The sequence below is a fragment of the Parabacteroides gordonii MS-1 = DSM 23371 genome (assembly GCF_000969825.1).
In the GTDB taxonomy this organism is placed as follows: domain Bacteria; phylum Bacteroidota; class Bacteroidia; order Bacteroidales; family Tannerellaceae; genus Parabacteroides; species Parabacteroides gordonii.
In genome coordinates, this window is the sequence record NZ_KQ033921.1 from 163,605 (window position 1) to 188,613 (window position 25,009).

Here is a 25,009-nt window from a genome sequence, read left to right on the forward strand (position 1 = left end):
CCACCCGGATGGTGCAGACTACCTCACCAGTATGGTGTAGATAACACCATCCGGATAGTGTAAACTACACCATCCCGGTGAGGCGATCAACACCATCCGGATGAGGTAACACCTCGCTCGGGAAGGTAAGGATTCCCTCTCCTCCCGTATCGACAAGAACAATCAACATTTTAAACTATATACACTATGTCACTGATTATTCCAAAAGACTACAAGCAGACGCTTACCCCGGAGACAACGGAACAGGCGATCCAGTTGTTAAAGTCCAGTTTCCAGGAGAAGTTGTCGAAGTCACTGAACCTGCGCCGCGTAACGGCACCGCTCTTTGTCCTCTCGGGCACCGGCATCAACGACGACCTGAACGGGGTGGAACGTCCCGTCACCTTCCCCATCCATTGCATGGGCGACCGCAAGGCCGAAGTGGTTCACTCGCTCGCCAAATGGAAACGGATGAAGCTGGCCGCTTACCGCATCCCCGCCGGCTACGGCCTTTATACAGATATGAATGCCATCCGTGGCGATGAAGATCTCGACAACCTCCACTCCCTGTACGTCGACCAGTGGGACTGGGAAAAGACCATCCGCCCGGAAGACCGTAACCTGGATTACCTGAAGCGCACCGTGCGCTCCATCTATACGATACTGAAAGAAATCGAGGAGATGGTTTACATCCAATATCCTCATATCACTCCTTCCCTGCCGGACAACATCACATTCATCCATTCGGAAGAGTTACAGAAGATGTATCCGGGCACTCCTCCCCGTGAACGCGAAAACAAAGCCGCCGAGAAGTTCGGTGCCATCTTTGTAATCGGCATCGGCGGCGAACTGCTCAACGGCGAGAAGCATGACGGACGCGCACCGGACTACGACGACTGGAGCACGGTCAACTCCGACGGCTTCAACGGCCTGAATGGCGACATCATCCTCTGGAACGACGTGCTGGGATGTGCCTTCGAGCTTTCATCGATGGGCATCCGTGTCGACAAAGAAGCACTACAACGCCAGTTGAAGGAACGCGGATGCCCCGAACGTGCCGGACTGGAATTTCATAAGATGCTACTGGAAGGCCACCTGCCCCAATCCATCGGCGGCGGTATCGGACAGAGCCGTCTCTGCATGTTCTTCCTCCGCAAAGCGCATATAGGCGAGGTGCAGGCTTCGATCTGGCCTGCCGAACAGGCGGAGGTTTGCAGACAACATAACATTATTCTCTTATAACCCACGAATAAACAATCACTATAAAATCAGGTATTATGTCAAAGTTAAGATTCAGAGTAGTAGAGTCGGCCTTCAAGAAAAGAGCCGCAGAAGTAGCCGAACCGGCAGAACGTCCTTCGGTATATTTCGCCAAGAACGTGTTCAACCGCGAGAAGATGTTCAAATATCTTCCGGAGAAGGCCTACGCCCGACTGGTAGACTCTATCGACAACGGCACTCCCCTCGACCGCGAAACGGCCGATGCGGTGGCCGCAGGTATGAAGAAATGGGCGATCGAAATGGGAGCCACCCACTACACCCACTGGTTCCATCCGTTGACCGAAGGTACCGCCGAGAAGCACGATGCCTTTGTGGAACACGACGGTAAAGGCGGAATGATGGAAGAGTTTGCCGGTAAGCTTTTGATACAACAGGAACCGGATGCGTCCAGCTTCCCGAACGGCGGCATCCGCAACACCTTCGAAGCCCGCGGTTACTCGGCCTGGGATCCTTCGTCGCCGGCCTTTATCGTTGGCGACACCTTGTGCATCCCGACGATCTTTATCGCTTATACCGGTGAGTCGCTCGACTATAAGGCGCCGTTGCTGAAAGCGTTGGAAGCCGTCAACAAAGCGGCGGTCGATGTATGTCATTACTTCAATCCGGATGTGAAGAAAGTCTATTCTTACCTGGGCTGGGAACAGGAATACTTCCTGGTGGACGAGGGTCTGTATGCCGCCCGTCCCGACCTGTTGCTTAGCGGACGTACGTTGATGGGACACGAAAGCAGCAAGAACCAGCAACTGGAAGACCATTACTTCGGTGCCATCCCGACCCGCGTAATGGAATTTATGAAAGAACTTGAGATAGAATCCCTCAAACTGGGTATTCCTTTGAAAACCCGCCACAATGAAGTCGCCCCTAACCAGTTCGAGCTGGCTCCTATCTTCGAGGAATGCAACCTGGCCAACGACCACAACCTGCTGGTTATGGCGTTGATGCGTAAGATCTCCCGCAAGCATGGGTTCCGTGTGTTGTTGCACGAAAAGCCGTTCAAAGGGGTGAACGGATCGGGCAAGCATAACAACTGGTCACTGGGTACCGACACCGGAATCGGCCTGATGGGGCCGGGAAAGACACCGGAAGATAACCTGCGTTTCATCACTTTCGTGGTCAATGTGCTGATGGCCGTCTACCGTCATAACGGGTTGTTGAAAGCCAGTATCTCCTCTGCCACCAACGCCCACCGCCTGGGGGCTAACGAGGCACCGCCTGCTATCATCTCCAGTTTCCTCGGCACCCAGCTATCGCAAGTATTGGAGCATCTGGAAAAGAGCGAACCCGAAGACCTGATGCTGGCCGGCAAGCAGGGAATGAAGCTCGATATCGCCCGCATCCCCGAGCTACTGATCGATAACACCGACCGTAACCGCACCTCTCCTTTTGCCTTCACCGGCAACCGTTTCGAGTTCCGCGCCGTAGGCTCCGAAGCCAATTGTGCCTCCGCCATGCTCGCCCTCAACGCCGCCGTAGCCGAACAATTGAAGCTCTTCAAAGCCGAAGTCGACGCGAAGATCGCCGGGGGTAAAGAGAAATATGCGGCCATCCTCGAAGTGCTCCGCAAAGACATCAAGGCCTGCAAAGCCATCCACTTCGACGGCAACGGCTATAGCGACGAATGGAAAGCCGAAGCCCTGCGCCGTGGCCTGGATTGCGAAACAAGCGTGCCGCTGATCTTCGACAACTACCTGAAGGAGAGTAGCATCCGAATGTTCGAATCGACAGGCGTCATGAACCGCAAGGAGCTGGAAGCCCGCAACGAGGTGAAATGGGAAACCTACACCAAGAAGATCCAGATCGAAGCCCGCGTGCTGGGTGACCTGGCGATGAACCATATCATCCCGATGGCTACCCGTTACCAGACATCCCTGATCGATAACGTGTACAAGATGAAAGACCTTTTCCCGGCAGAGAAAGCCTCCGTCCTCTCCGCCCGCAACCTGGAGATCATCGAGGATATCGCCTGCCGTACCAACTTCATCAAAGAGAAGGTAGACGAAATGGTCGAAGCCCGCAAGGTGGCCAACAAGATCGATAGCGAACGCGAGAAGGCAATCGCCTACCACGACACCATCGTCCCGATGTTGGAAGAGATCCGCTACCACATCGACAAGCTGGAACTGGTGGTGGACGACCAGATGTGGACGTTGCCGAAGTACCGCGAATTATTGTTTATCCGATAAAAAACACACACTCTTTCTGAGAGCCGAGATCTCTCCCATCGTATCCCGGCTCTTCACTTCAGACAATAGTTTTTTGTTGATTGTTTTGTGTTGCAAGGGAAGCATGCTGAGAAGTATGGCTTCCCTTCTTTTATTTTCCCAAAGAAATGCATACCTTTGAAGCATCATTATATAAGAAAGGAGTTTACGTTATGACGGCAATGGAATTACAACAATGGAAAAAGAACTTCGTAGAGGATTATCTGGACGAGATAGATGATCTGGAAGTGTTGGAGAAAATCAAGAAATACGTGAAACGCGTTATGCCCAAGAAAGAGAATCCTCGCCCTTGCGTAGTTCATTCGCAGGAAGAGATGATTGCGGCAATCAGGGAATCTGAAGAGGCAATCGAGCGCGGAGAATATATCACCGATGAAGAACTTTCCGAAGAAATAAAAACATGGTGGAAATAGCGTATCGTCTTATTTGGTCCAGACCTGCCCAAAAAGAATTAAAAGCCATAGCCTTATACTATAAAAAAGAGGTCTCTTTAAGAGTTGCCCAAAGTATAATTGAAGCTATTCAAGCAGAAGCAAGACGGCTTATACACATGCCTTTCATAGGACAAATAGAGCCATCTTTAGCCGATGATCCTCACGAGTATCGTTATTTGATCAGTGGTCATTATAAGATCGTCTATCACATCAAAAAAGATAAGATACGTATAAACAATATCTTCGATTGCCGGCAAGACCCCGATAAACTCAAACACGCTATTCGATAAAATATAAACAAATATGAACTACGGATTTGTAAAAGTAGCAGCATCCGTCCCCCACGTACAGGTGGCGGACTGTTTTTATAATATTCAGCAGATAGAAGGGCTGATGCGCAAGGCCTCGGAAAAGGACGTACAGATAATCGCCTTCCCCGAAATGTCCGTGACGGCCTATACCTGCCTGGATTTGTTCTCCCAGCAAACGTTACTGAAGAATGCGGAACAAGCCTTGTTGACGCTGGTCGGCAACACCGCCGATCTGAACCTGCTTACGATTGTCGGTGCCCCGTTGGTTACGGAAAACAGGCTGATCAATGCCGCCATCGTCTTTCAGAGCGGAAAGATACTTGGAGTTGTTCCGAAAACATATATTCCTAACTATAAGGAGTTTCAGGAGAAACGCTGGTTTACCTCAGCCACGGAGCTACAGGAAAACACGATCCGGATAGGGAATAACGAATATCCGCTGGATAGCCACCTGCTATTCACCGCCGGACAGGCAACCGTTGGTATCGAGATATGCGAAGACTTGTGGGTTCCTGTCCCCCCCAGCTCCCTACTGGCGATGGAAGGGGCGAATATCCTGGTCAATATCTCCGCCAGCAACGAGCTGATCGGAAAACATCATTACCTGCGTTCGCTGATCTGCCAACAATCCGCCCGTTGTATGGCCGGATATGTATATGCTTCGGCCGGGTTCGGAGAATCGAGCACCGACCTGGTCTTTGCCGGTAACGGTATCATTGCCGAAAACGGGAACCTGTTGGAAGAATCTCCCCGTTTCACCATGCAGGAGCAACTCACTATCAGCGAAATAGATATCGAGAACCTGCAGAACGACCGCCAGGTAAATACAAGCTTCATGCATGGGACTTCCGTTCTGCCGACCGGCCGGGCCACCCGCATCCCCTTTGCCCTGGCCGAAGGTTCAGATAAACAAGTATTGACCCGTCCGGTCGATCCTCATCCGTTTGTCCCGTCCGGTGATGCATTGAAAGAACGTTGCGAAGAAATCTTCCAGATACAGGTAGCCGGGCTGGCTAAACGGTTGGTTCATACCCATTCTAAAACGGCCGTTGTCGGTATCTCCGGCGGCCTCGACTCTACCCTGGCCCTGCTCGTTACCGTCATGACTTTCGACGCCCTCCGTATCCCCCGCCATCAGATACTCGGTATCACTATGCCGGGCTTCGGAACGACCGACCGCACCTACACCAATGCCTGCGACCTGATCCGTTCATTGGGTGTCACCCTGAAAGAGATCTCTATCAAGGATGCCTGCATCCAGCATTTCAAAGACATCGACCACGACCCGTCTGTGCACGACGTAACCTACGAAAATAGCCAGGCCCGCGAACGTACCCAGATCCTGATGGACGTAGCCAATCAGGCAAACGGCCTGGTGATCGGTACCGGCGACCTTTCGGAACTGGCCTTAGGGTGGGCTACCTATAATGGCGACCATATGTCGATGTACGGCGTAAACGGTAGCATCCCGAAAACGCTTGTTAAATACCTGGTAGAATGGGTGGCCCATAACCGCGTGGACGAAGCCTCCCGCGCCACCCTGCTGGATATCGTAGACACTCCCATCAGCCCGGAACTGATCCCGGCCGACGAAAACGGCAATATCAAACAGAAAACGGAAGACCTCGTGGGCCCTTACGAACTCCACGACTTCTTCCTCTATCATTATCTCCGTTTCGGTGCGTCTCCCTCCAAAATATATTACCTGGCTCAGAAAGCCTTCGGAGATAGCTACGAGAAGGAAGTAATCAAGAAATGGCTCCATACTTTCTTCCGCCGTTTCTTCCAGCAACAATTCAAACGTAGTTGCCTGCCCGACGGCCCGAAAGTAGGCTCCGTCAGCCTCTCCCCCCGTGGCGACTGGCGCATGCCGAGCGATGCAATGGCAACACTCTGGCTAAAAGAGATAGAACAATTATAAAAGCAAACAAAAGCGGCTACCGGAAAACCCGATAGCCGCTTCTTATTTTATCGATTATCTACCGATTACATACCGAATGCAGGTTTACGGTGAATCCACTGACCGCGAGTGAAGTCGGGGAAGTCAACCAAGGCACCGCCACGGGCGATAGACATTTCAGACAAACCGGAGATAGCACTCCAGGCGGCCGCATCGTAGCAATCCATAGGAGCCGGTTTCTTGTTCTTGATAGCATCGATCAGGTCGTACATCATGATAAAGTCCATACCACCGTGACCGGCTTCTTTTGCCTGGGCATCCAACTGAGCCCATAGTTTGTGGTCGTATTTCTTGAACCATTCGTCAGAGTCGTCCCAACGGTGAGGTTTGGACTTGCCCTGTACATACACATGGTCGCCATCGTTCATCCACAAACCTTCGGTTCCCTGAACACGGAAGCCCAGTGAATAAGGACGAGGAGAGTTTGTATCGTGTGTAACGATAATCGTCTGGCCGTTCGCACATTTGATCATAGAAGTCACGATATCACCCAGGTTGAAGCGAACCTTAGCCAACGGATGATTTTCGCCACCGTTATCTACAATGAACTTATGCAATCCGCGAGATTGTGTAGCCATAGCCGACAAAGAAAGGAAACGGTTACCGCGGTTGATGTCCATACAATTGGCAACCGGGCCGATCCCGTGAGTCGGGTAAATATCACCGTTACGTGTTACGGAATGTTGTGTACGCCATTGAGCTTCGGCAAAAGCCGTCGGGCCCATACGCAGGTCACCGCTTCCGGGTACATAGTTATAATTCTTTCCATCGTTGAACTTCACTTCACGCAAGTCGTGTTCGTAACCGCAACCACCGTGTAGCAATTCGCCGAACAAACCTTCGCGAACCATGTTCAATGCCGCCATGCAATCGCGACGATAGCAAACATTTTCCATGATGTTCAGATGGCTACCCGTAGCTTCCGATACGTTCACCAGATCCCAGCATTCTTCAATTGTATTGGCCGCAGAAACTTCCACGCCCACATAAGGAACACCGGCTTTCATAGCCGCAACCGACATCGGAACGTGCCATTCCCACGGGCTGGCGATGATCACACAATCGAATTCTTCGTTATTCAACATCTTCTCAAATTCACGTTCGCCACCTTTGTACACTTTAGGCGCATCCACGTTAAACTTAGCGATGTGTTTCAACGTACGATCGATCGGGCCCTGCTGGATGTCGCAGATGGCAACAATCTTATTTCCAGGGATAGCCAGCACATTGTTGATGTGTTCATGACAACGTGAACCGGTTCCGATAAAACCGAAACGCAATTTGCCGTCATCTTTTCCGGCTGTTTTTTTCTTCTGAGGTTCAGATGAACCTGTCACGGTAGTAGCAGAGGCATTGCCTGCCATAGCCAGTCCAGCCGCACCAACTCCGGCGGCGGTCATTTTCTTAAGAAAGGAACGACGAGTGTTTTCCATGTTCTCTATTTAGTATTTTATGTTAAGTGGGCAAATTTATAAATAATTAATCAACTTCTCAATATGGTTTAGCCAAAAAGAATTAATCTAAATTTCCCGTTAATAATTCGTTATTTTACCAGTCTCTCTTTTGAGCTTCTCAAAAGTCATCATCATCTGACGGAGACGCCTGGGTTCCTTCTCCGCCAGATTATGCCTTTGTCCGATATCTTCTTTTACGTTATATAACTGATAGCAGTTACTTAACCCGCAAAAATCAGCTTCTTCCGGATCACCGGAGTAATCCGGATAAGGCGGGATCATCACCCAATCTCCCTGACGGAGCGCATAATTAAAGTAGCCTTCTATCACCAGCTCCCTACGTCCCTGGTCGCTTTTCCCCAGAAATACGGGTAATGTATTCTGGCTATCCGTTTTATCGGAGTAGGTCTGTCCGGTCAGTGCGGCCAACGAAGCCAATAAATCCATCTGACAAACCAGCGCATCCGACACCCCCGGTTTAACCGCCGCCGGCCAACGCAACAGGAAAGGAATACTTGTCCCTCCGTCATACAAGCTGGTCTTGCCACCTCGCAAAGGGCCAGCCATCTTATGATCGCCAACCAGTTCAACCGCCTGATCCTGATAACCGTCATCCAGGACAGGGCCATTATCACTGGTGAATATAATCAGCGTATTTTCAGTTAGCCCCTGTTTATCCAATTCTTTCAGGAATTCGGTCACACACCAGTCTGCTTCCAGAATAACATCGCCACGAGGGCCCATCCCCGACTTGCCCACAAACTTCTGGTTCGGCACACGGGGCACATGCGGCTGATGCAATCCGTAATAAAGGAAGAAAGGTTTATCCTTATGATCCCTGACAAAACCTTTGGCCTTTTCAAGGAACAACTCAGCCATATCCTCGTCTTTCCATTGGGCCGCTTTTCCTCCCTTTTGGAATCCGATACGCGGTACCCCGTTTACGATTGCTCCGGCATGCCCCACGCTGGGATGCATACGCAATAGTTCGGGATTATCCTTTCCGGTCGGTTCGCCAGGAAAGTTCTCCTTATAGCTCACATATAACGGATCATCCGGTTCGAGCCCGACTCCCCGGCCATTTTCGATAAAGATACAGGGTACACGGTCGTTGGTGGCCGCCTGGATAAAAGAATAATCGTAACCCACTTCCTTCGCACCGGGATAAACCGTTTTGTTCCAGTCTACCGCCCCATCACCCAATCCCAAATGCCATTTACCGACCGAACCGGTCACGTAGCCGGCCTGCTTCATCACCTTCGGTAAAGTGATTTGCTGGGTGTCGATGATCAATGCCGCATTGCCCGGAAGGATCTTGGCATCCCGGTTCGTCCAGGGATACAGGCCGGTGAGAAGCGAATAGCGGCTGGGCGTGGAAGTGGCCGCCGTGCAATACCCTTGCGTAAAACGCAATCCTTCATTGGCTATCCTGTCCATACCTGGGGTTTGGATGGAAGTGGCTCCATAACAACTCAGATCGCCATAACCCAGGTCGTCGGCTACAATAATTACGATGTTGGGTTGTTGTGCAACAGCTGATGCAGGAAAAATCAATCCAGCAATCAGGCAGTTCAAATTAATTCTTTTTACTTTCATACGGATTATTTCTTGCTTTCAGGTTTATACAATGGGTTCAAACGATCCGGAACAGGAGCATTTGTCTCCTTCTTCCAGGCATTCAGTCGGTCATACAATTGGGCTGTCTTATCCGGATACTTACCGGAAACATCCTGTTTTTCAGAAGGGTCACGATTCAGGTCATACAATTCCAAAGCGCCATCTTCATAGTTTTCGATTAACTTCCATCCTTTTTGGAGGATAACGGAAACCGGACGGGACCGGAATAGAGGGTCACGAGCTTCATTCAAACCGGGTCCCGTTTCCAGATAAGCCGGGAAATGCCAGTAAAGCGTCCGGTCATTCAGATAGTCTGTTTTTCCCTCATTCAGCAAAGGCAACAAATCTTCGCCATCAGGGGTTATTACCGGGTCGGCTCCTGCCAGATGAACCAGGGTCGGGTACAAATCCAGTTGCGAAACCGGCTCCGTACGGGTTATTCCTCCTTCGTATGCCCCTTTCATATAGATAATGAACGGCTCGCGAATCCCTCCTTCATAAAAAGAGCCTTTCCCAGCCCGCAACGGCCATTGGCGCGAAATATGGTAGACACCTCCGTTATCCGAAGTAAAAACGATCAGTGTATTTTCCGACAAGCCGTTCTTTTCGACCGCATCGAGCACACGCCCGATACCGGCATCCATATTCTCGACCATCGCCGCATAAACCGGATTGTTGTGCGCTTCCGTCGCGTTTTTCCGTTTATATTTCTCTATCAATTCCGATTTAGCCTGCAAAGGCGTATGAACCGCATAGGTAGCATAATAGAGAAAAAAAGGTCGTTCACGGTTGACCGTATCTATATACTGAACCACTTCCGACGCAAGCCTGTCCATCAGGTATTCGCCCTCAGGCCCATCCGTCAGGTTCGGATTCTTGTAAGGAGAAAAATAACTTTTCGGGTGTCCGGCCTCATAGCCTGCGATATTTACCTCCATCCCGTTCTTCAAAGGGTCGGCGGTGATATGCCATTTTCCCACATGGCAGGTCTGATATCCGGCAGCACGTAGAGCCTGTGGTAAAAGCCAGGCCGAATCGTCCAGCGCCTTTTTATTTTCGCAAGGAATAAGTTTGCGGTCTTCCGCTTTGCCGCGTTCGGCAGGAGCAACGGTGTAGACGCCATGGCGGGGAGTATTCAGCCCGGTCATCAGGCAAGCCCGGCTGGGAGCACTATTGGCTGCTCCGGCATAGGCATTCTGAAAGCTGACGCCCATTTTATGGAGCCTGTCAATATGAGGAGTTTCATAATATGTACTTCCGTTATATCCGACATCGGCCCATCCCAGGTCGTCGATATTGATTAAAATAATGTTCGGCTGTACCTGAGTTTTTTTTGTTACGGCCATACTGCTGTTTACCGCACATAATACTCCCCAAGCCACCAGTAATTTCTTGTTATTCATAGGAATTATAAAATATAAGCAGGGACAGATAAAAAATATCTGTCCCGACAAATGTATAAATAAATCTGTTAAAAAAGCTACATTGCGAATCTTTTAATCACCGGCTCTTCATGAGCCTCTTTCATCTTTTCCCGCATTGTACTGATAATTTCCGGATGATCAGAGGCTACATTCACCTGTTCTCTCGGATCTTTCTCCAGATCGAACAACATCATATCACCTTCTCCCTCTTTTTTTATATTCAGGATCAATCCTTTCCATTTACCCATACGGATAGCTTTCGATCCGCCTCCCTCGGGATACTCCCAATATAAATACTCATGTTCTGGTTGTTTTTTCCCTGTTAATTCAGGAACGAAACTGATACCGTCTGTTTGGGGAGAAGCAATACCGGCCAATTCACAAACCGTTGGCATTACATCCCAGGATGCACAGATATGATCGCTCGTCGTACCCGGTTTGATATTCCCTTCCCAGGTGACAATCATCGGGACACGGATTCCACCTTCACGGATAGATGCTTTACCCCATCCGGCTTCCGATTTAAAGGGTTTAGCACTATCAAACCAGGGAGAGTCACTACCTCCGTTAAATGTCGGGCCGTTATCGCTTGTGAAAACAATAACCGTATTCTCATAAATACCCAGCTCTTTCAGCTTCTTTACAAGTCCACCGATTTGCTCGTCCCAGTAACTGATCATCGCCGCATAGGTTGCGCGGGGATAACGGCAAGGGAAATACCCCTTATTTCCGACATAAGGTTCTTCTGTCCCGAACTTATCGACATAATGTTTCACCCATCGCTCCGGAGCCTGTAACGGTACATGCGGTAGTGGAGTAGTCCATGCCAAAAAGAAAGGCTCATCCTTGCTACGCTCCACAAATTTAAGAATTTCATCATACATCAGATCACAACTATATACCTTCTGGGTATATTTATCATAGCTCTTTTCATCATAAGGATCTGCTCCTTCGTCCAGCTTCGTGCCCGGAATCAACAAATGATTGGGAAGATACTCCCTCACCTCATTCCGGTAAAGGAATGGTGGGTAATAAGTATGCGCCTGGCGTTGGCAATTATACCCATAAAAGAAGTCAAACCCCATTTTATTAGGTGTTCCTTCCGAACCTGGATATCCCAACCCCCATTTACCGATACATCCGGTCGTATAGCCGGCTTCTTTAAGGACGGAGGGAATCGTTACGGTTCCGGCTAATAAAGGACGTTGCCCTTCCAATGTCGAATCGGCCAGCATCGCTTCATGGCTCCAGACTTCACCGCGTTCGCGCATTTCATCATTTCCGCGAATATAAGCATGCCCGCTATGCAAACCTGTAAAAGTAATGCAACGCGACGGAGCCGAAACTGCTGTACCTGCATAGTTTTGTGTAAAACGCATACCACGCTCCGCCAACTTGTCTATATTCGGCGTCTCGATTTGTTGTTGCCCGTAGCAGCCCAATTCCGCATACCCCAAATCGTCTGCCAGAATGTAGATAATATTAGGCTGCTTGGATTCTTTTTCCTTTGTGCATCCAGAAACCAGAAACACACTCAAGAAAGAGGAAGTCAATAATAAATTTGTTTTTTTCATGATCTCTATATAATTAGATTAATTCCATCCCGGATTTTGAACCAGATTTGTGTTCAAAGATAAATCATTTAATGGAATAGGATACAAATAATATTGATCCTGCCATCCTAAACCATCCTGAACCGGATCATTAAACAAATAAATATATCCTTCCTGCAAATCGGGATTAGGCAGTTTAGTATTCGGATCCCATATCTTAACTTGTGAAGAGACCTCAGAACGTTTCACCCACATTCCTATCTGCTGGCGGTTAATGAACCAAGGAGCTTTCTTCCAACGACGAATATCATAGAAACCGAAACCTTCTCCCATCAATTCTACAATACGTTCGCGGCGTATTTCCCAAAGTATCGGATCTACGGTCTGATCACGATCAGGATCGAACGTTTCATCAATTTCTGCAACTTTCATCAAAGCGACATTAGCACGAGGACGCAATTTATTAATTGTTTTATCAGCAACATTCTGGTCGAAAGCCCCCAACTCATACTTTGCTTCTGCATAATTCAGCAAGACCTCTTCTATTTTAAATATAGGCTTATCCGCCGTATTCATACTTGACTGATTACTGTTTGTATCCCATCTGTTATAATGTTTATACATGTAATACCCTGATCTGCAAGCCAGAAATACCTGAGGGGCTCCCGGTTCTATATTGGGAATGCTTCTAACCAAAGTCCCGCTCCAGTTAAAAACAGGTAGAGCTTTATGAGAAGCGGTAGTAACCCCGGCATTAATCATATAATCGATATATTCACGATCAGCAGGATCATCCGTAAAAGACCAGTCCGTGTTTGAACCGGCTGCATTTACTTTATAGGGAGGTAAAACAACCTGCAACAAACGATGATCACGATTTCTCATTTCATCATATAAAGATTTATCTCCATCATAAAGAGCACTTTTCTTTATCGGTTTCCCATCCTGGCATAAATACATATTAACCATACCTTTATTCATTTCATTCGCTCCGGATGAAGTTCTTTCATAATGTCCGTGATTTGAGGTCAGCACATTAGCCACATACTCTTTATATAAAATAACACCCGGAACCTTCCCCAGATCCTCACTGGTAAACATCTCACCATAATTCGCATGTACCGTAGGGAAAGCTTTCATTAGCTCTTCCGAAGCTCTTACCGATTCATTCAGAAATACCGTTTCATCTCCCAATCCATGATATTTTCTCCACGTTCCCTCAAAAAGACAAAAACGGGAGATCAAAGCACGAATGCAATGTACATTAATCGTATTGTTTCCATCACCACCCGTTTTTATATTCTTCTCTGCATAAAGCAGATCATCAAGCACATGCTGTGCCACTTCTTTCCGTGGTGTTCGTATACCCAACATCATTTCTTCATTATCTTCTGTAATAATGCGGTCCACCCAAGGGACATCCCCGAAGCGTGCTATCAATTCGGCATAATAAAAAGCACGAAAAAAATAACCAACAGACCGCCAATGAGCCTGGTCTGCCTCATTCATCGACGACTTCTCAATATTACCCAACATGATATTTACATTACGCACGAACGTAAAGTCCCAACCTTCGCCGGACGATGGAACGGTAGCGGTTCGAAAAGCATATTTATTACGGGCATTCACCCCTTTCTTCTCCAAATAACCGGCTAGAACATCGCCTTCATAATATCCATTCTCAGATGTCGTACCTACTTTTCGTAGAATATTATCATCATTGAACACTTTATATAATTGCCAGCCATACGTTTTAAAATTATCATATGTCTTAAATGCCGTTGCCTCCGTTTGAGATTCGACAGGATGTCTTTCCAGAAAATCGTCGTTGCAGGAAACTAAAAACAATAATGTTACGAATATTATTATATACTTTTTCATCATAATCATTTTTTATAAAGTAAGATTAACACCAAATGAGATTGTACGATAGAAGGGGTATTGCCAACTCAGACGTTCCGGGTCATATCCTTTCGGCAAATGTGACCATGTATGAAGATTCTCTACACTACAAAAAATCTTTGCGCTACTCAAAGTAATCTTTTGCAAAAAACTCCTGGGAACATTATAACCCAATGTAATATTTTTCAATCGCAAATAAGCTCCATTCATTAAATATTTAGTTTGAATCCGCTGATTAGACGTTGCATTTGCCTTTTCACCATAAATACGATGCCATTCCGCATTCGGGTTTACAGCTGTCCAATCTCCATTAGCAGGATCTTTGGGCTTCCAGTAATCCAACTGATTATCAAAAATCGTTCCGAACTGCCCCGAATGGAATGCCCAACGTAAAGCATCGTCAATCCACACATCACGTTTACCGGTACCCTGCAACAAAAAGCTTAAATCGAAACCTTTCCAGTTTACCCCACCAGTAATTCCATACTGATACCTCGAGGTTGAATTACCTATAATCTTTCTGTCACCCGGATTCGAAATATTATCTTCTCCTTCATCTATCTGGTTCGTACTGCCTTCATGATCTCTCAGGTTCTTAAATTTCACATCTCCCGGTCGTACTTGAGTACCTTTAATAGAGGTGACTCCCTCTTTCAGTTTCCAGGATGTCGTATTTTCAAAATCATCAATCGTATAATAACCATTCGATACATACCCCCAGATCTCCCCGATCTCCATACCCTCTCGATAGCGTCTTTCGCTCTTTTTTGCGTCTTCATACTTTTCATTCCGGTCACGGAAAAGGCCGACTTCGTTATTATATTTAGTGACATGTGTCCTCGAGTCAAATAAGTTGAATCCAATATTATATCCCCATTCACCAATCTTATCACGCCAATTTACCGCCAATTCCCATCCTTTCGTCCGCAAATCGGCCGTATTCTGTAAAGGAGCCGTTGCTCCCACCACACTAGGAAACTCCATTCCGGGCGCCAACATTCCTTTAGTGTCCCTACGATACCAATCGAAAGTGGATTGCAAGCGATAATTAAACATAGACATATCAAATCCAATATCTAATGTTTCGACTCTTTCCCAAGTAAAATTAGACCGAACCAGTCCCGGAGCTTTTAAAGTAGTAGGACGCGAACCGTCGACTACCCATTCTGCCAACTCGGAAGCCATCAGGGGAGTAAAAGCATACTCATCAATTGCCTGATTACCGATTTCCCCCCATGAACCACGTAGTTTAAACTGGCTTAATACAGATTTAGACCACCTCATAAACGCCTCTTCTCCCAATTGCCAACCTAAAGATACAGAAGGGAAAAAGCCGTATCTGCTATCTTTGGGGAATTTGGATGATCCGTCATAACGTCCGTTCACCTCAAATAAATACTTATTCATATAATCATAATTCACGCGGAAAAAACCGCTTCTTATCGTATACTCTCTGTATTTATCTTTAGCTATCGTCTCTCCTGTAGAACCACTGAACGAAGGCATTTCCTCGCTAATCATGTCTTTCCGGTTCACTTCAAGTTCTTCCAAGTTCCGCGACTCCTGATTAAAGCCAGCCATCACCTTAAAGTTATGTTTTTCTTGCAATGAAAACATATATGTTCCATAGAGATTGATCGCATTATAGTCAGTCGTTCTCTTTGTATTCCAATACTGAGAGGTTGCCGCACTTGAATTTTTATTTAATTGTATAGAAGTATAATCAAACGGTGCATTATACTTTTTCTGATCATAAATATTTTTATCAAAAGTATATTCAAATGCAACTTCCAAGCCTTTCAAGGGTTTCAAGAGCGTTCGTGAATAGATACGCGGATTTTCATTTATCGTAGTCATCGGATCTGCATACAAGATATAATTTTTAGGAGTATTTATCGGAAGCATTTCTCCTTTACACTCCATTTCCCCTTCCGGATTCAGATTTGCCAAACGCAACCCATATATATTACCATCATGTCCATCATAAGGTATTCTTTTCGTTCCTTTCGCATAGCGTATGTCTAATGAGGTATTTAACCATTCAGTAATGTCGGCAGAAACATACGAGCTGGCAGAGAGTCGTTTATAAGAATCCTTATTCGTTATCAGTACACCTTGATTATTTGTGTATCCGAGAGAAAGACGGTATGAAATAGCTTCGCTTCCTCCTGAAGCCGAAACATTATGAGTTTGCTGAAAGCCGAATTTATCAAGCATATTCTTATACAAATCATTTTCATGCAGATAGTAACGGACTTTTCCCGGATTATCTTCCTTCGGAATATAAATACCGTTATAAGTCGTCTCAAAATCCCCGGGATTCTCCCTGTATTCCCGAATATATTGCATCCACAAGTCTACATCCTGATTTCCAAAATATTTTCCTCCTAAAAACTCTGCATCTTTATAAGCCTGAAGCATACTCAAAGCATCCGCCTGTTGCGGACGATTGATCGAGTTTATAAAACCGAAGTTATTATTGTAATTCAACTGAAGACGACTACCCTTTTTAGCCTTTTTCGTTGTTATTAATATAACACCGAAAGCAGCACGGGCACCATAAATAGCAGCTGAAGCCGCATCCTTCAGCACGGAGACAGATTCAATGTCTTCCGGATTTATCAGGTCTATTTGTGCAGGAACATTATCTACAAGAACTAAAGGTTCGCCTCCATTCAAAGATGTTGTTCCACGAATATTGAATTCTTTACTTTGTCCGGGTGTAGATCCACCGGAGATAACCAGCCCCGGCATTGTCCCTTGTAAAGCACTCATCACACTCGTCACCGGACGGTCACCCAACACTTTATCCATCTGAACAACCGATACGGCCCCCGTCAGGTTTTCCTTTTTCTGTACACCATAACCAACCACCACAACTTCACTTAGTGTTTGTGTGTCTTCCTTAAGTTTGACCGAAAGGACTTTATCTGATGTAATTTTAATTACTTGAGAGACATAACCGATATAAGAGATTTCAATCATTTTCTCATCGCCGGTAAAAATTAAAGAAAAATTACCGTCGATATCCGTTATTCCTCCGTTCGTAGTTCCCTTTTCAATAATACTGGCACCGATAACAGGGTCTCCGGTCACCGCATCTACGACCTGTCCTTTTACTTGTCCCTTAGATTGTTGAATACCGGGAAGTATTGTATTTTTATCTGATACCGGTTTAGATGTTTTTTTATAAATGACAATTCTCTTGTCGTTTATAAAAAAATCAGCATGCTGATTTTTTAACGCATTAGTAAGTATTTCCTCTACCGACATTTTATCGACATCCAGCCGTATCTTCTCTTCCAGATTAATATCATTATTCCTGATCAGAAAAGAATAGTGAAATCGCTTCTCGATCAAATCGAAAAGTTCCCGAAGCGTAGCGCTCTCCATTTGTACAGATAAATAAGCGGTCTGCAATTCCGTAGCTGATAACATTTCCGTAGTTAATGGTAACCCACCAAAAACACAAGCTGTAATCGCTAATCTACAAGTTTTTCCCCATTTGGTTACTTTCATAAATCACAAAAATTAAGATTATACAATTATATCTGTTTAAAATTATCTATCCACAATTATTATATTGTTTCCTTTTCTAGACCATTTGTATTTCTTCTCCACATCTATCTCTTTTAAAATATGGGACAAACTATAGTCGGCGGAAAAGCTTCCGGAAAAGACTTCATTCTTCAACACACTACTAAGTATCGTTATACGAACATCATATTTCCGTTCCAGCTCTTTTGCTATTCTTTCAAATGGTAAGTCTTTGAACTTCATACAACCATCTATCCACAAACAAGCATCCGAAGCTTTTACGGCTACCGTTTTCATCACATGCGTTTTCTTATCGTATCGTAACATCTGATCGGGGAATAATATAGCATCCTGCATACCATATTCGTCATCTGAAGACGCCGCATGCACATCCACTTTTCCGGAAAGTAAAGCCACCGAAATCTCGTCATCGTCCTCATAAGCCTTCACATTAAAAGAAGTACCCAGCACCTTTACACTGATATCTTCGGAATTTACCAGAAATGGAATCAACGAATCGGACTCAACCTCAAAATACGCTTCTCCGTTCAGCCAGACTTCCCGTTTTTCTTTCCCGAAATCGGTGGTATATTTTAATGACGAACCGGCATTCATCCAAACGACAGAATGATCGGGTAAGATAACCTTCGAACGTGCTCCCATCGGAACGATCGTTTCAAACGCCTGCAAATCCATTCCAGATCGATTTTGAGTACCGGCAAAATAGGAAAGAGCCCCAATCGTGAATGTCAGCAAAACGACGGAAGCAACCCTAAGCCATACATTCAATGCTTTCCGCTTTTTCGATACGCTAGAGGGGAAGTGAGTTAAATAGCCAAAGTTCTTTTCAAAATCGCCTTTCCTGTTCTGCTCAAAAAGAGGGACATGAACGGTAGCCCAGCTATCCGCCATTTCAGAAAATGATTTTTTATTTACTTCGTCAGCTTCCAGCCAGGTCAGTAAATCCTTCTTTTCCTCCTCATTCAAGTCGCCGGCCAAATAACCGAACACTAATTCTTCTATATATTCTTTTCTTTCTTGCATATTGTTTCAAAGCCGTTTTATCGACTTTCTACTCCTATATACACAAGAAAAGCAAAGTGCGTTTAAAAGAAATGTAATTATTTTTCAGAAAAATCAAATAAAAAGAGGAATAGCGGATAAATATCTCCCAGCAGGTCTTTTAGCTTTGACAAACCTATTTTTATTTGTCCCCTGACCGTACTTGAAGTGATATTGTTGGCCTGGGCAATTTCTTCGTAAGTCTTATTATGATAAAGGTATTCGATAAATATAGTGCGGCACCTGGGGGGAAGCTGATTTATTGCCTCATAAATTTTCTCCTCCATCTCTTTGTTTTCCAAATAAGCCAACGGATGAGTACCGGTAGCAGCCAACTCTTCCTGGATAGCCAGCAATCCATCCTGCACTTCAGAGAAGGGAACCATTTGCAAACGTTGTTGGCGAAGATAATTCACACAACGGTTCCGGACAGAACGGATCAGATAAGGCAACAACGGACTGACCAGTGTGGAACGATTGTTCCACACACTGAGAAAAATATCATTTACCACCTCACGGGCGGCTTCCGCATTAAAAATGTATTTGGTGGCTACCGCACAAAGATAGGTGTAGCAAGAAGAATAAAGCTGTTCGAATGCTTTCGTATCTCCCTCATTTATACGTGCTACAATATCTTCTTCTATCTTCGGCATTAGGACACAAGTTCAATATATCGCGCAAAAATAATTAAAATCCGTAAAGAACCTAATCGTTTACGGTTTCTTTTTAGCAACCTTCTGATTTCCGCCTTCCGCCCGCTTCTTATTGCGCCAGTAACTACCGTCGCGTTTGCTACCGAACATATTGCGGCGTTTGGACTCCTGTTTGATGGCTTCTTTCTTTTCCGCCACGGCTGCTTTCACATCGGCCGTTTCGAATTCGTTTCCACCGGCAACGGGTATCTGCTTGCCGATCAGCCTCTGGATATCCTTCAGGTAAGGTACTTCCTCCGCATCACAAAAAGAATAAGCCACCCCGCTACGACCTGCACGGCCTGTACGTCCGATACGGTGTACATACGTTTCCGGAACATTCGGCAATTCATAGTTTATCACGTGCGAAAGATGATCCACGTCGATACCGCGTGCGGCGATATCCGTTGCGATCAGGACACGGGTGGTATGATCTTTGAAATTGGTCAATGCACGCTGGCGCGCCGTCTGGCTTTTATTTCCGTGGATGGCTTCTGCTCCGATATTCGCTTTTGCCAGGACACGGGCCACCTTGTCGGCACCATGTTTCGTTCGGGTAAATACCAGCACCGACTCCAACGAAGAATCCTTCAGCAAATGGGTAAGCAGGCTAACCTTCTCCGCCTTCTCCACAAAATAGACAGACTGGTCTATCTTCTCCACCGTCGACGAAGCGGGCGTAACTTCCACCTTCTGAGGATCGTGCAGGATGGTACCCGCCAGACGTTCTATTTCGGGCGGCATGGTAGCCGAGAAAAACAGGGATTGACGCTTCTTGGGCAATAAAGGCAGGATACGTTTGATATCATGGATAAATCCCATGTCGAGCATACGGTCGGCCTCATCCAACACGAAATAATCAAGATACTTCAGGCTGATAAATCCCTGGCCCGTCAGGTCGAGCAGGCGTCCGGGCGTTGCGATCAACACATCCACTCCCCGCTGGAGAGCGTCGGTTTGCGGCTTCTGTCCTACTCCGCCGAATATAACGGTATGTTTTACGCCGGCATATTTGCCGTAGGCCGTAAAGCTTTCCCCGATCTGGATAGCCAGCTCACGGGTAGGTGTCAGGATCAATGCCTTGATACCGCGTACTTTGCCATTCTGGCGTTCATTATACAAATTCTGAATGATCGGTATAGAGAATGCAGCCGTCTTGCCTGTTCCGGTTTGTGCACAACCTAATAAGTCATAACCATCTAAAACGTAGGGAATTGCTTCTGCTTGTATAGGGGTTGGAATTGTGTAACCTTCTTGTTGCAGAGCCTTTTGTATCGGCTCTATCAGTTCTAATTGTTCAAATGTCATCTAATAATAATGTTGAGCCATCACGGCTCGTTAAATAAATAATGGGACAAAGATAATAAAAAAAGAATTGAAAATGGGGGAAATTCCATTTTCAATTCTCAACTTCTCGACTTCACTACTCAAATTCAAAGCGCTATGCAGGAGGTAATTCCCAGCGAGGTAGCCACGGCTGAGAGGATGGCCAGTAACGTCTGGATGATGAACTTCCAGGTCTCTTTCTTTTTCTCACTCATGATCTTTCTGTTTTAAAAGGGTACTAATTAATTAATAATTTACTCGATGACAGGACGGTCGTCTTCGCCTCCACCTCCGCCGCCTCCTTCCTGGGGCGTGCCTGCATAGGCGGTGAGCTCCGTCAGACGGCATCGCTTGCGCAGTTCCTGGTTGCTCCAGGTCTTGGTGTTGCGCACGTTGAGATGCACGCCCTTGATGTTGGCGGCGGTAAACTCCTGCGCCGTAGCAGCCGGCGAGGTGCTCATGCCGATGGAGAATAGCCCCAGCTCTCCCAGACGTACCGACTTGCCGTCGAGTACCAGTTCCTGCAAGCAGGAGAGCATGTCGATCAATACACCGTGGATGACGCCGCGCGAGTAGGGCGAGTTGTGCTCCGACATGTGGGTGACGAAGTCTTCAAATTCCACCATGCGATCCTGTACCGCCTTGCCGTACCATTTGTCTTTAAAATCGCCTGCACGTTTTTCCTGATACTTTCTGAACTTCAATGTTCCTGTTGTTGTCATGTTGTTGTCGTGTTAAAGGGTTAGTGATATTGTTTATTCTTCTGACACAAAGGTACGCCGCACTCCTCCCAAAGCCCAAAAACGGGCAGCACTAAGATGTGAATTTCAGTTAATAAACGGAAGATATTTACAAAGCTATGCTTTTCGGTGCGGGGAAAATAGCTTTCGGGTATGCAGAGCTATGATTTCGTTTGTCCTGCGGAATTGTTCCCGCGGAGGCTCCGTCTCTTACTCCCCTTACAAAACTGACAAATTACAATAATATAAATTATATTTTTCTATAGGTGGGAGCAGTATTTTTTAATAATTATATTATATATAAATATATTTATATATAATATAATACAGTTACTCTTACATTTCTCCGACACGAATAGTTTTCTCTAATTGTAATTATTGTAAGGTGTAAGTATTGTAAGGCGTCCCTCTTGTGACGGGTCATATTTGCCACGAAAAAAAAATACCGTTTTATATTTCTTTTGTTTATAAATCTTTTCAGTAACTTTGTCTGTAAGAGGCATGTTTCTTGGAAGTTTTCTTTAAATAAGAAGACGGAACTGTTTTCTGAAAAACGCTAAAGTATGGAATCCCGTGCGCCGATAGAGGCATTGTTAAAACAAATGGGTGAAGCTCTGAACCCCGACATAAAAGAAGAGATGAAAAAAGCGTATCCGGAGGCTTGGTCTTTGGCTCAAAACTTTTTTGAAGCAGAAGGTGATGATTCATCTGCCGCTTCAAAGAGAGAAGCGGAAGAGCACACGGACTATCTAGAAAAACGTCTAGACCAGCTTTTGATGCAGTGCGAGCGCCAGAATGAGGAAATCAGCAAGCAAGCCGGACAAATCAAGTCCTTGCGGCAAACGGTTAGGATGCTTGCGGAGATTGTCAGAAGGCAACAACAAGACCAGGAGAAAAAAACAGGCGAAATAGAACTGCTTAAGAAAAAGGTGGAACGCCTTGAAAACGAATTTGAATCGTGGAAACAGACCGAACGCCACTCGCTTGCGGAATGCCTCCGCCTGTTGGAGGGATATCCTGCTTCGCAAAACGAAGATGTCAACACGCTTGTGCTTTTCCTCCTCAAGATATTTCGAACGATTTCAGAACAAGAGCACGAACGGCTTTGCCATCTGGGCCAGAAGGAGCCGGGACCTCCGGTGCAATTCAACAAACCGGTGTATGAAGTGAGCGGAAACGAGCGGGTGAATATTGGAAAACAAAGCTGAAAAGATGGAAGACAAGAAACAGGATAATCAACGCGACGGAATACCAGGCATGTCGTTCAATGCCCCCGTGACGTTCAACGCACCAATGTTCGACATCCACGACAATACGAATGTGTACATCAACGCCAGCCCCGACGAACAGGGCGGTTCGCGAACCGCCCCTACCTCTGCATCCTCTCCGGTCGGAGACAAAAAGGTGCTCGAAGCTCTCGGCGCCCTCCTGGAAGCCACCGACGAGCAGGGCCGGCCTATCTTCACCGAGAAAGGCCAATGGTATGCCGTTTACCGGGTTTTGAGCGAGCAGATGGGTTATCCGAAAGAGATGCGCGATTTTTGCAACGCCATGACTGGCATGGGGATGGACAAGGTCTGTCCCGCCATTAGCTACGAATCGATCAAGAAAATTCCTCAAAATGTTCATCTCCCCTCATCCAAAGTAACTCTTTGGAGTACCTATCTTGCCCGGGCAGACGAAAAGATGCGTAAACAGATTGTTGTGGCGATGGAGTTAATGAAAAGGTTGGAATCGGATTATAGTGGGTAATGCATATTATGGAAAAAATAGTTGAATCGTTGTTTGTTTTTATTGTTTATTTTATATTAATGATAGTGTGTTTTTGGGTAGTGTATATTGTTCTAGAAATCAAAGACACTAAAGAAAACAGAATTATATTTTGTGTATTGGTTATAATAAGCACAATATTAGGACTATTAGGATTGACTTAGGGAAATTTTATCATTATTTCGTAAACACAGCTAATAAATCTTTGGAATACATTGCAGCGATTCTTTGTTATCCAAATTCTCTATACCTAATATTTCTTCAAAAAGTCTTGTAACCAAATATAATTTGCTCCTTTAGAGAAACGAATCTCGTGAATCTTATCCACTTTAGAGTGGCACTTTACACATAAGCATTCCAGATTTTCTTCACGATTGTCTGTTTTATTGCCATTACGATGGTGGCAATGGATGTAGCCATAATCAAAAATATTTGTAATATGGATGCCACATCGTTCACAAGTGTATTTGTGCTTTTCTCTATAACGTTTACTGACATCCTGCCACTCTTTTGTGTAACCCAAAACATCAACATCTGTCACTGTTTCTTGTGGAGTGGCTTTCTTTAATTCATTTACAAAATCTTCGTTATCCTTATAGACATCACTTTGTTCGCTTCTTAGAATTTCGGCACAATATTTACATAGCGGAAGAAAATTAACCGTCTTATCTATATAGTTGTCATCCATATCGCAAACTTGCACTTTATCATCATTACTCCAACGATATTCAGCAGTAAACGAACCTCGTGCCTTAAACTCTTGAATGGTTCTGCAATTACGAATGTGAAAACGTGGTTTCCCATATTGTGCTAAATGATATTCCCTTTTATACATAAATCCCCCATGCTTTTGTCCGTCAGGAGTTTTAAAAAAAATACCTCCATCCGTAATCTCGATAGTTCCATCTTTGATGTCTTTTATAGAAACATCAACAGGTTTAATAGGACGATAGACCTCAACTTTCTCTATTTGATATCCCAACTCTTCTAAAGTGTTTTTCAATTTCGGGAATGTATAAATTGGATTTTCTTTCTCCATTTTATTTAGCAATTTTCTTCACAAATTCTTCTATCATTTTTTCGCTTGTTGTAATAATCCGGAATTCAACTCTCCGGGATTTTTCATAATTAATAGAATTGCCGGACTCATACGTCAAATGGTTTTGACTATCCAATGTCCTGCCATAAGATAGTCCATTGGCTGTAAACCAATATTCCAACATCCGTTGTTGGTCTGATGTATATTTTTGAAATGTAGGCATGGAACGAAAATACTGTAATACGCTCAATGAACGGCGTTGTGATAAAATCACATTTGCAATGTACGGGTCAGATGATAATGTAGGAAATGGTGTCGGGTCTGTATGTCCCTCTATTCTAATTTCGCTAATATTATTCTTTAATGAATCTGTTAGTAAAATATCAAAGTACTTGGGTAGAAATTCTTCTAATATATTACAGAATGCAGGAGTTAAATCCCACGAACCTGTTTGGAAGAGAACGGTCGGATTAGTAAAACGTAATGATAAATCTTTTCCTATTGTCATTTCCCACCTTGCTGTATCAGTTTTAAATTTGTCTACTAATTTATCATGCAAATTTTGACGGGCCTCTATATATTGTGCTAATACATCTGCGTTTTTGTTCACCCTGCTAATATATGCAATAGCAACAAATAAGAATATAACCATTAGTCCAGTCATCAAGTCAGACACAGACATCCAAACATTATGCTTTGCCATATT

At 45.5% G+C, this 25,009-nt stretch carries 20 protein-coding genes; 7 read left to right on the forward strand and 13 right to left on the reverse strand.

Going from position 1 to position 25,009, the window contains the following annotated elements; all coding sequences use genetic code 11:
• Positions 1-186 precede the first annotated feature (186 nt).
• The 5 genes from asnA to HMPREF1536_RS25105 all read left to right on the forward strand — a co-directional run bounded on the left by asnA (position 187) and on the right by HMPREF1536_RS25105 (position 6,148).
• A complete protein-coding gene (gene asnA, locus HMPREF1536_RS25085; protein WP_028728006.1) occupies positions 187-1,221 on the forward strand; it encodes an aspartate--ammonia ligase in 1,035 nt (344 codons plus the stop codon).
• Positions 1,222-1,256: 35 nt separating this feature from the next.
• Positions 1,257-3,443: a glutamine synthetase III family protein gene (locus tag HMPREF1536_RS25090; RefSeq protein WP_028728005.1), complete on the forward strand. Its 2,187-nt coding sequence runs from the start codon at positions 1,257-1,259 to the stop codon at positions 3,441-3,443.
• A gap of 191 nt (positions 3,444-3,634) precedes the next feature.
• Positions 3,635-3,895 carry a hypothetical protein gene (locus HMPREF1536_RS25095; RefSeq protein WP_028728003.1) on the forward strand — a complete coding sequence of 87 codons (261 nt, stop codon included), beginning with the start codon at positions 3,635-3,637 and terminating at the stop codon, positions 3,893-3,895.
• On the forward strand, positions 3,883-4,206 hold the full coding sequence (locus HMPREF1536_RS25100) for a type II toxin-antitoxin system RelE/ParE family toxin (RefSeq protein ID WP_028728002.1): 324 nt from the start codon (positions 3,883-3,885) through the stop codon (positions 4,204-4,206). The genes HMPREF1536_RS25095 and HMPREF1536_RS25100 overlap by 13 nt, the downstream gene beginning before the upstream one ends.
• A gap of 13 nt (positions 4,207-4,219) precedes the next feature.
• The gene (locus HMPREF1536_RS25105; RefSeq protein WP_028728001.1) at positions 4,220-6,148 is read left to right on the forward strand and encodes an NAD(+) synthase; all 1,929 of its coding nucleotides are present in this window, start codon (positions 4,220-4,222) and stop codon (positions 6,146-6,148) included.
• A 65-nt stretch (positions 6,149-6,213) separates the two neighbouring features.
• Here the strand turns inward: HMPREF1536_RS25105 and HMPREF1536_RS25110 are convergent, their stop codons facing one another.
• From HMPREF1536_RS25110 to HMPREF1536_RS25155, 11 genes are all read right to left on the reverse strand, one after another.
• Positions 6,214-7,620 (reverse strand): Gfo/Idh/MocA family protein, encoded by a 1,407-nt coding sequence (locus tag HMPREF1536_RS25110; RefSeq protein ID WP_028728000.1) that lies wholly within the window; start codon positions 7,618-7,620, stop codon positions 6,214-6,216.
• A gap of 99 nt (positions 7,621-7,719) precedes the next feature.
• The gene (locus HMPREF1536_RS25115) at positions 7,720-9,237 is read right to left on the reverse strand and encodes a sulfatase family protein (protein WP_028727999.1); all 1,518 of its coding nucleotides are present in this window, start codon (positions 9,235-9,237) and stop codon (positions 7,720-7,722) included.
• A 5-nt stretch (positions 9,238-9,242) separates the two neighbouring features.
• Positions 9,243-10,661: a sulfatase gene (locus HMPREF1536_RS25120; protein WP_028727998.1), complete on the reverse strand. Its 1,419-nt coding sequence runs from the start codon at positions 10,659-10,661 to the stop codon at positions 9,243-9,245.
• 77 nt (positions 10,662-10,738) lie between these two features.
• Entirely contained in the window at positions 10,739-12,256 is a 1,518-nt protein-coding gene (locus HMPREF1536_RS25125; protein WP_028727997.1) for an arylsulfatase, read from the reverse strand.
• An 18-nt stretch (positions 12,257-12,274) separates the two neighbouring features.
• Positions 12,275-14,119, reverse strand: coding sequence for a RagB/SusD family nutrient uptake outer membrane protein (locus HMPREF1536_RS25130; RefSeq protein WP_199884267.1), 1,845 nt, complete (start codon positions 14,117-14,119; stop codon positions 12,275-12,277).
• A 9-nt stretch (positions 14,120-14,128) separates the two neighbouring features.
• On the reverse strand, positions 14,129-17,656 hold the full coding sequence (locus HMPREF1536_RS25135; protein ID WP_028727995.1) for a SusC/RagA family TonB-linked outer membrane protein: 3,528 nt from the start codon (positions 17,654-17,656) through the stop codon (positions 14,129-14,131).
• Between the two features lie 42 nt (positions 17,657-17,698).
• Complete coding sequence (locus HMPREF1536_RS25140; protein WP_028727994.1) at positions 17,699-18,718, reverse strand: FecR family protein; 1,020 nt, start codon at positions 18,716-18,718, stop codon at positions 17,699-17,701.
• Between the two features lie 77 nt (positions 18,719-18,795).
• Entirely contained in the window at positions 18,796-19,389 is a 594-nt protein-coding gene (locus tag HMPREF1536_RS25145; protein ID WP_028727993.1) for an RNA polymerase sigma-70 factor, read from the reverse strand.
• A 60-nt stretch (positions 19,390-19,449) separates the two neighbouring features.
• Positions 19,450-20,736 carry a DEAD/DEAH box helicase gene (locus HMPREF1536_RS25150; RefSeq protein ID WP_028727992.1) on the reverse strand — a complete coding sequence of 429 codons (1,287 nt, stop codon included), beginning with the start codon at positions 20,734-20,736 and terminating at the stop codon, positions 19,450-19,452.
• A gap of 125 nt (positions 20,737-20,861) precedes the next feature.
• Positions 20,862-20,969, reverse strand: coding sequence for a smalltalk protein (locus tag HMPREF1536_RS27775; protein ID WP_150115652.1), 108 nt, complete (start codon positions 20,967-20,969; stop codon positions 20,862-20,864).
• Positions 20,970-21,008: 39 nt separating this feature from the next.
• Positions 21,009-21,476 (reverse strand): HU family DNA-binding protein, encoded by a 468-nt coding sequence (locus HMPREF1536_RS25155; RefSeq protein WP_028727991.1) that lies wholly within the window; start codon positions 21,474-21,476, stop codon positions 21,009-21,011.
• Between the two features lie 581 nt (positions 21,477-22,057).
• Here HMPREF1536_RS25155 and HMPREF1536_RS25160 point away from each other — a divergent pair.
• On the forward strand, positions 22,058-22,702 hold the full coding sequence (locus HMPREF1536_RS25160) for a coiled-coil domain-containing protein (RefSeq protein ID WP_028727990.1): 645 nt from the start codon (positions 22,058-22,060) through the stop codon (positions 22,700-22,702).
• 4 nt (positions 22,703-22,706) lie between these two features.
• Entirely contained in the window at positions 22,707-23,246 is a 540-nt protein-coding gene (locus HMPREF1536_RS26820) for a hypothetical protein (protein WP_147337587.1), read from the forward strand.
• Positions 23,247-23,514: 268 nt separating this feature from the next.
• Here HMPREF1536_RS26820 and HMPREF1536_RS25175 read toward each other — a convergent pair whose 3' ends face one another.
• Both HMPREF1536_RS25175 and HMPREF1536_RS25180 read right to left on the reverse strand, forming a co-directional pair.
• Positions 23,515-24,303, reverse strand: a complete 789-nt coding sequence (locus tag HMPREF1536_RS25175; protein ID WP_028727988.1) for an HNH endonuclease — start codon at positions 24,301-24,303, stop codon at positions 23,515-23,517.
• A 1-nt stretch (position 24,304) separates the two neighbouring features.
• A complete protein-coding gene (locus HMPREF1536_RS25180) occupies positions 24,305-25,006 on the reverse strand; it encodes an OmpA/MotB family protein (RefSeq protein WP_028727987.1) in 702 nt (233 codons plus the stop codon).
• Between the last annotated feature and the right edge of the window lie 3 nt (positions 25,007-25,009).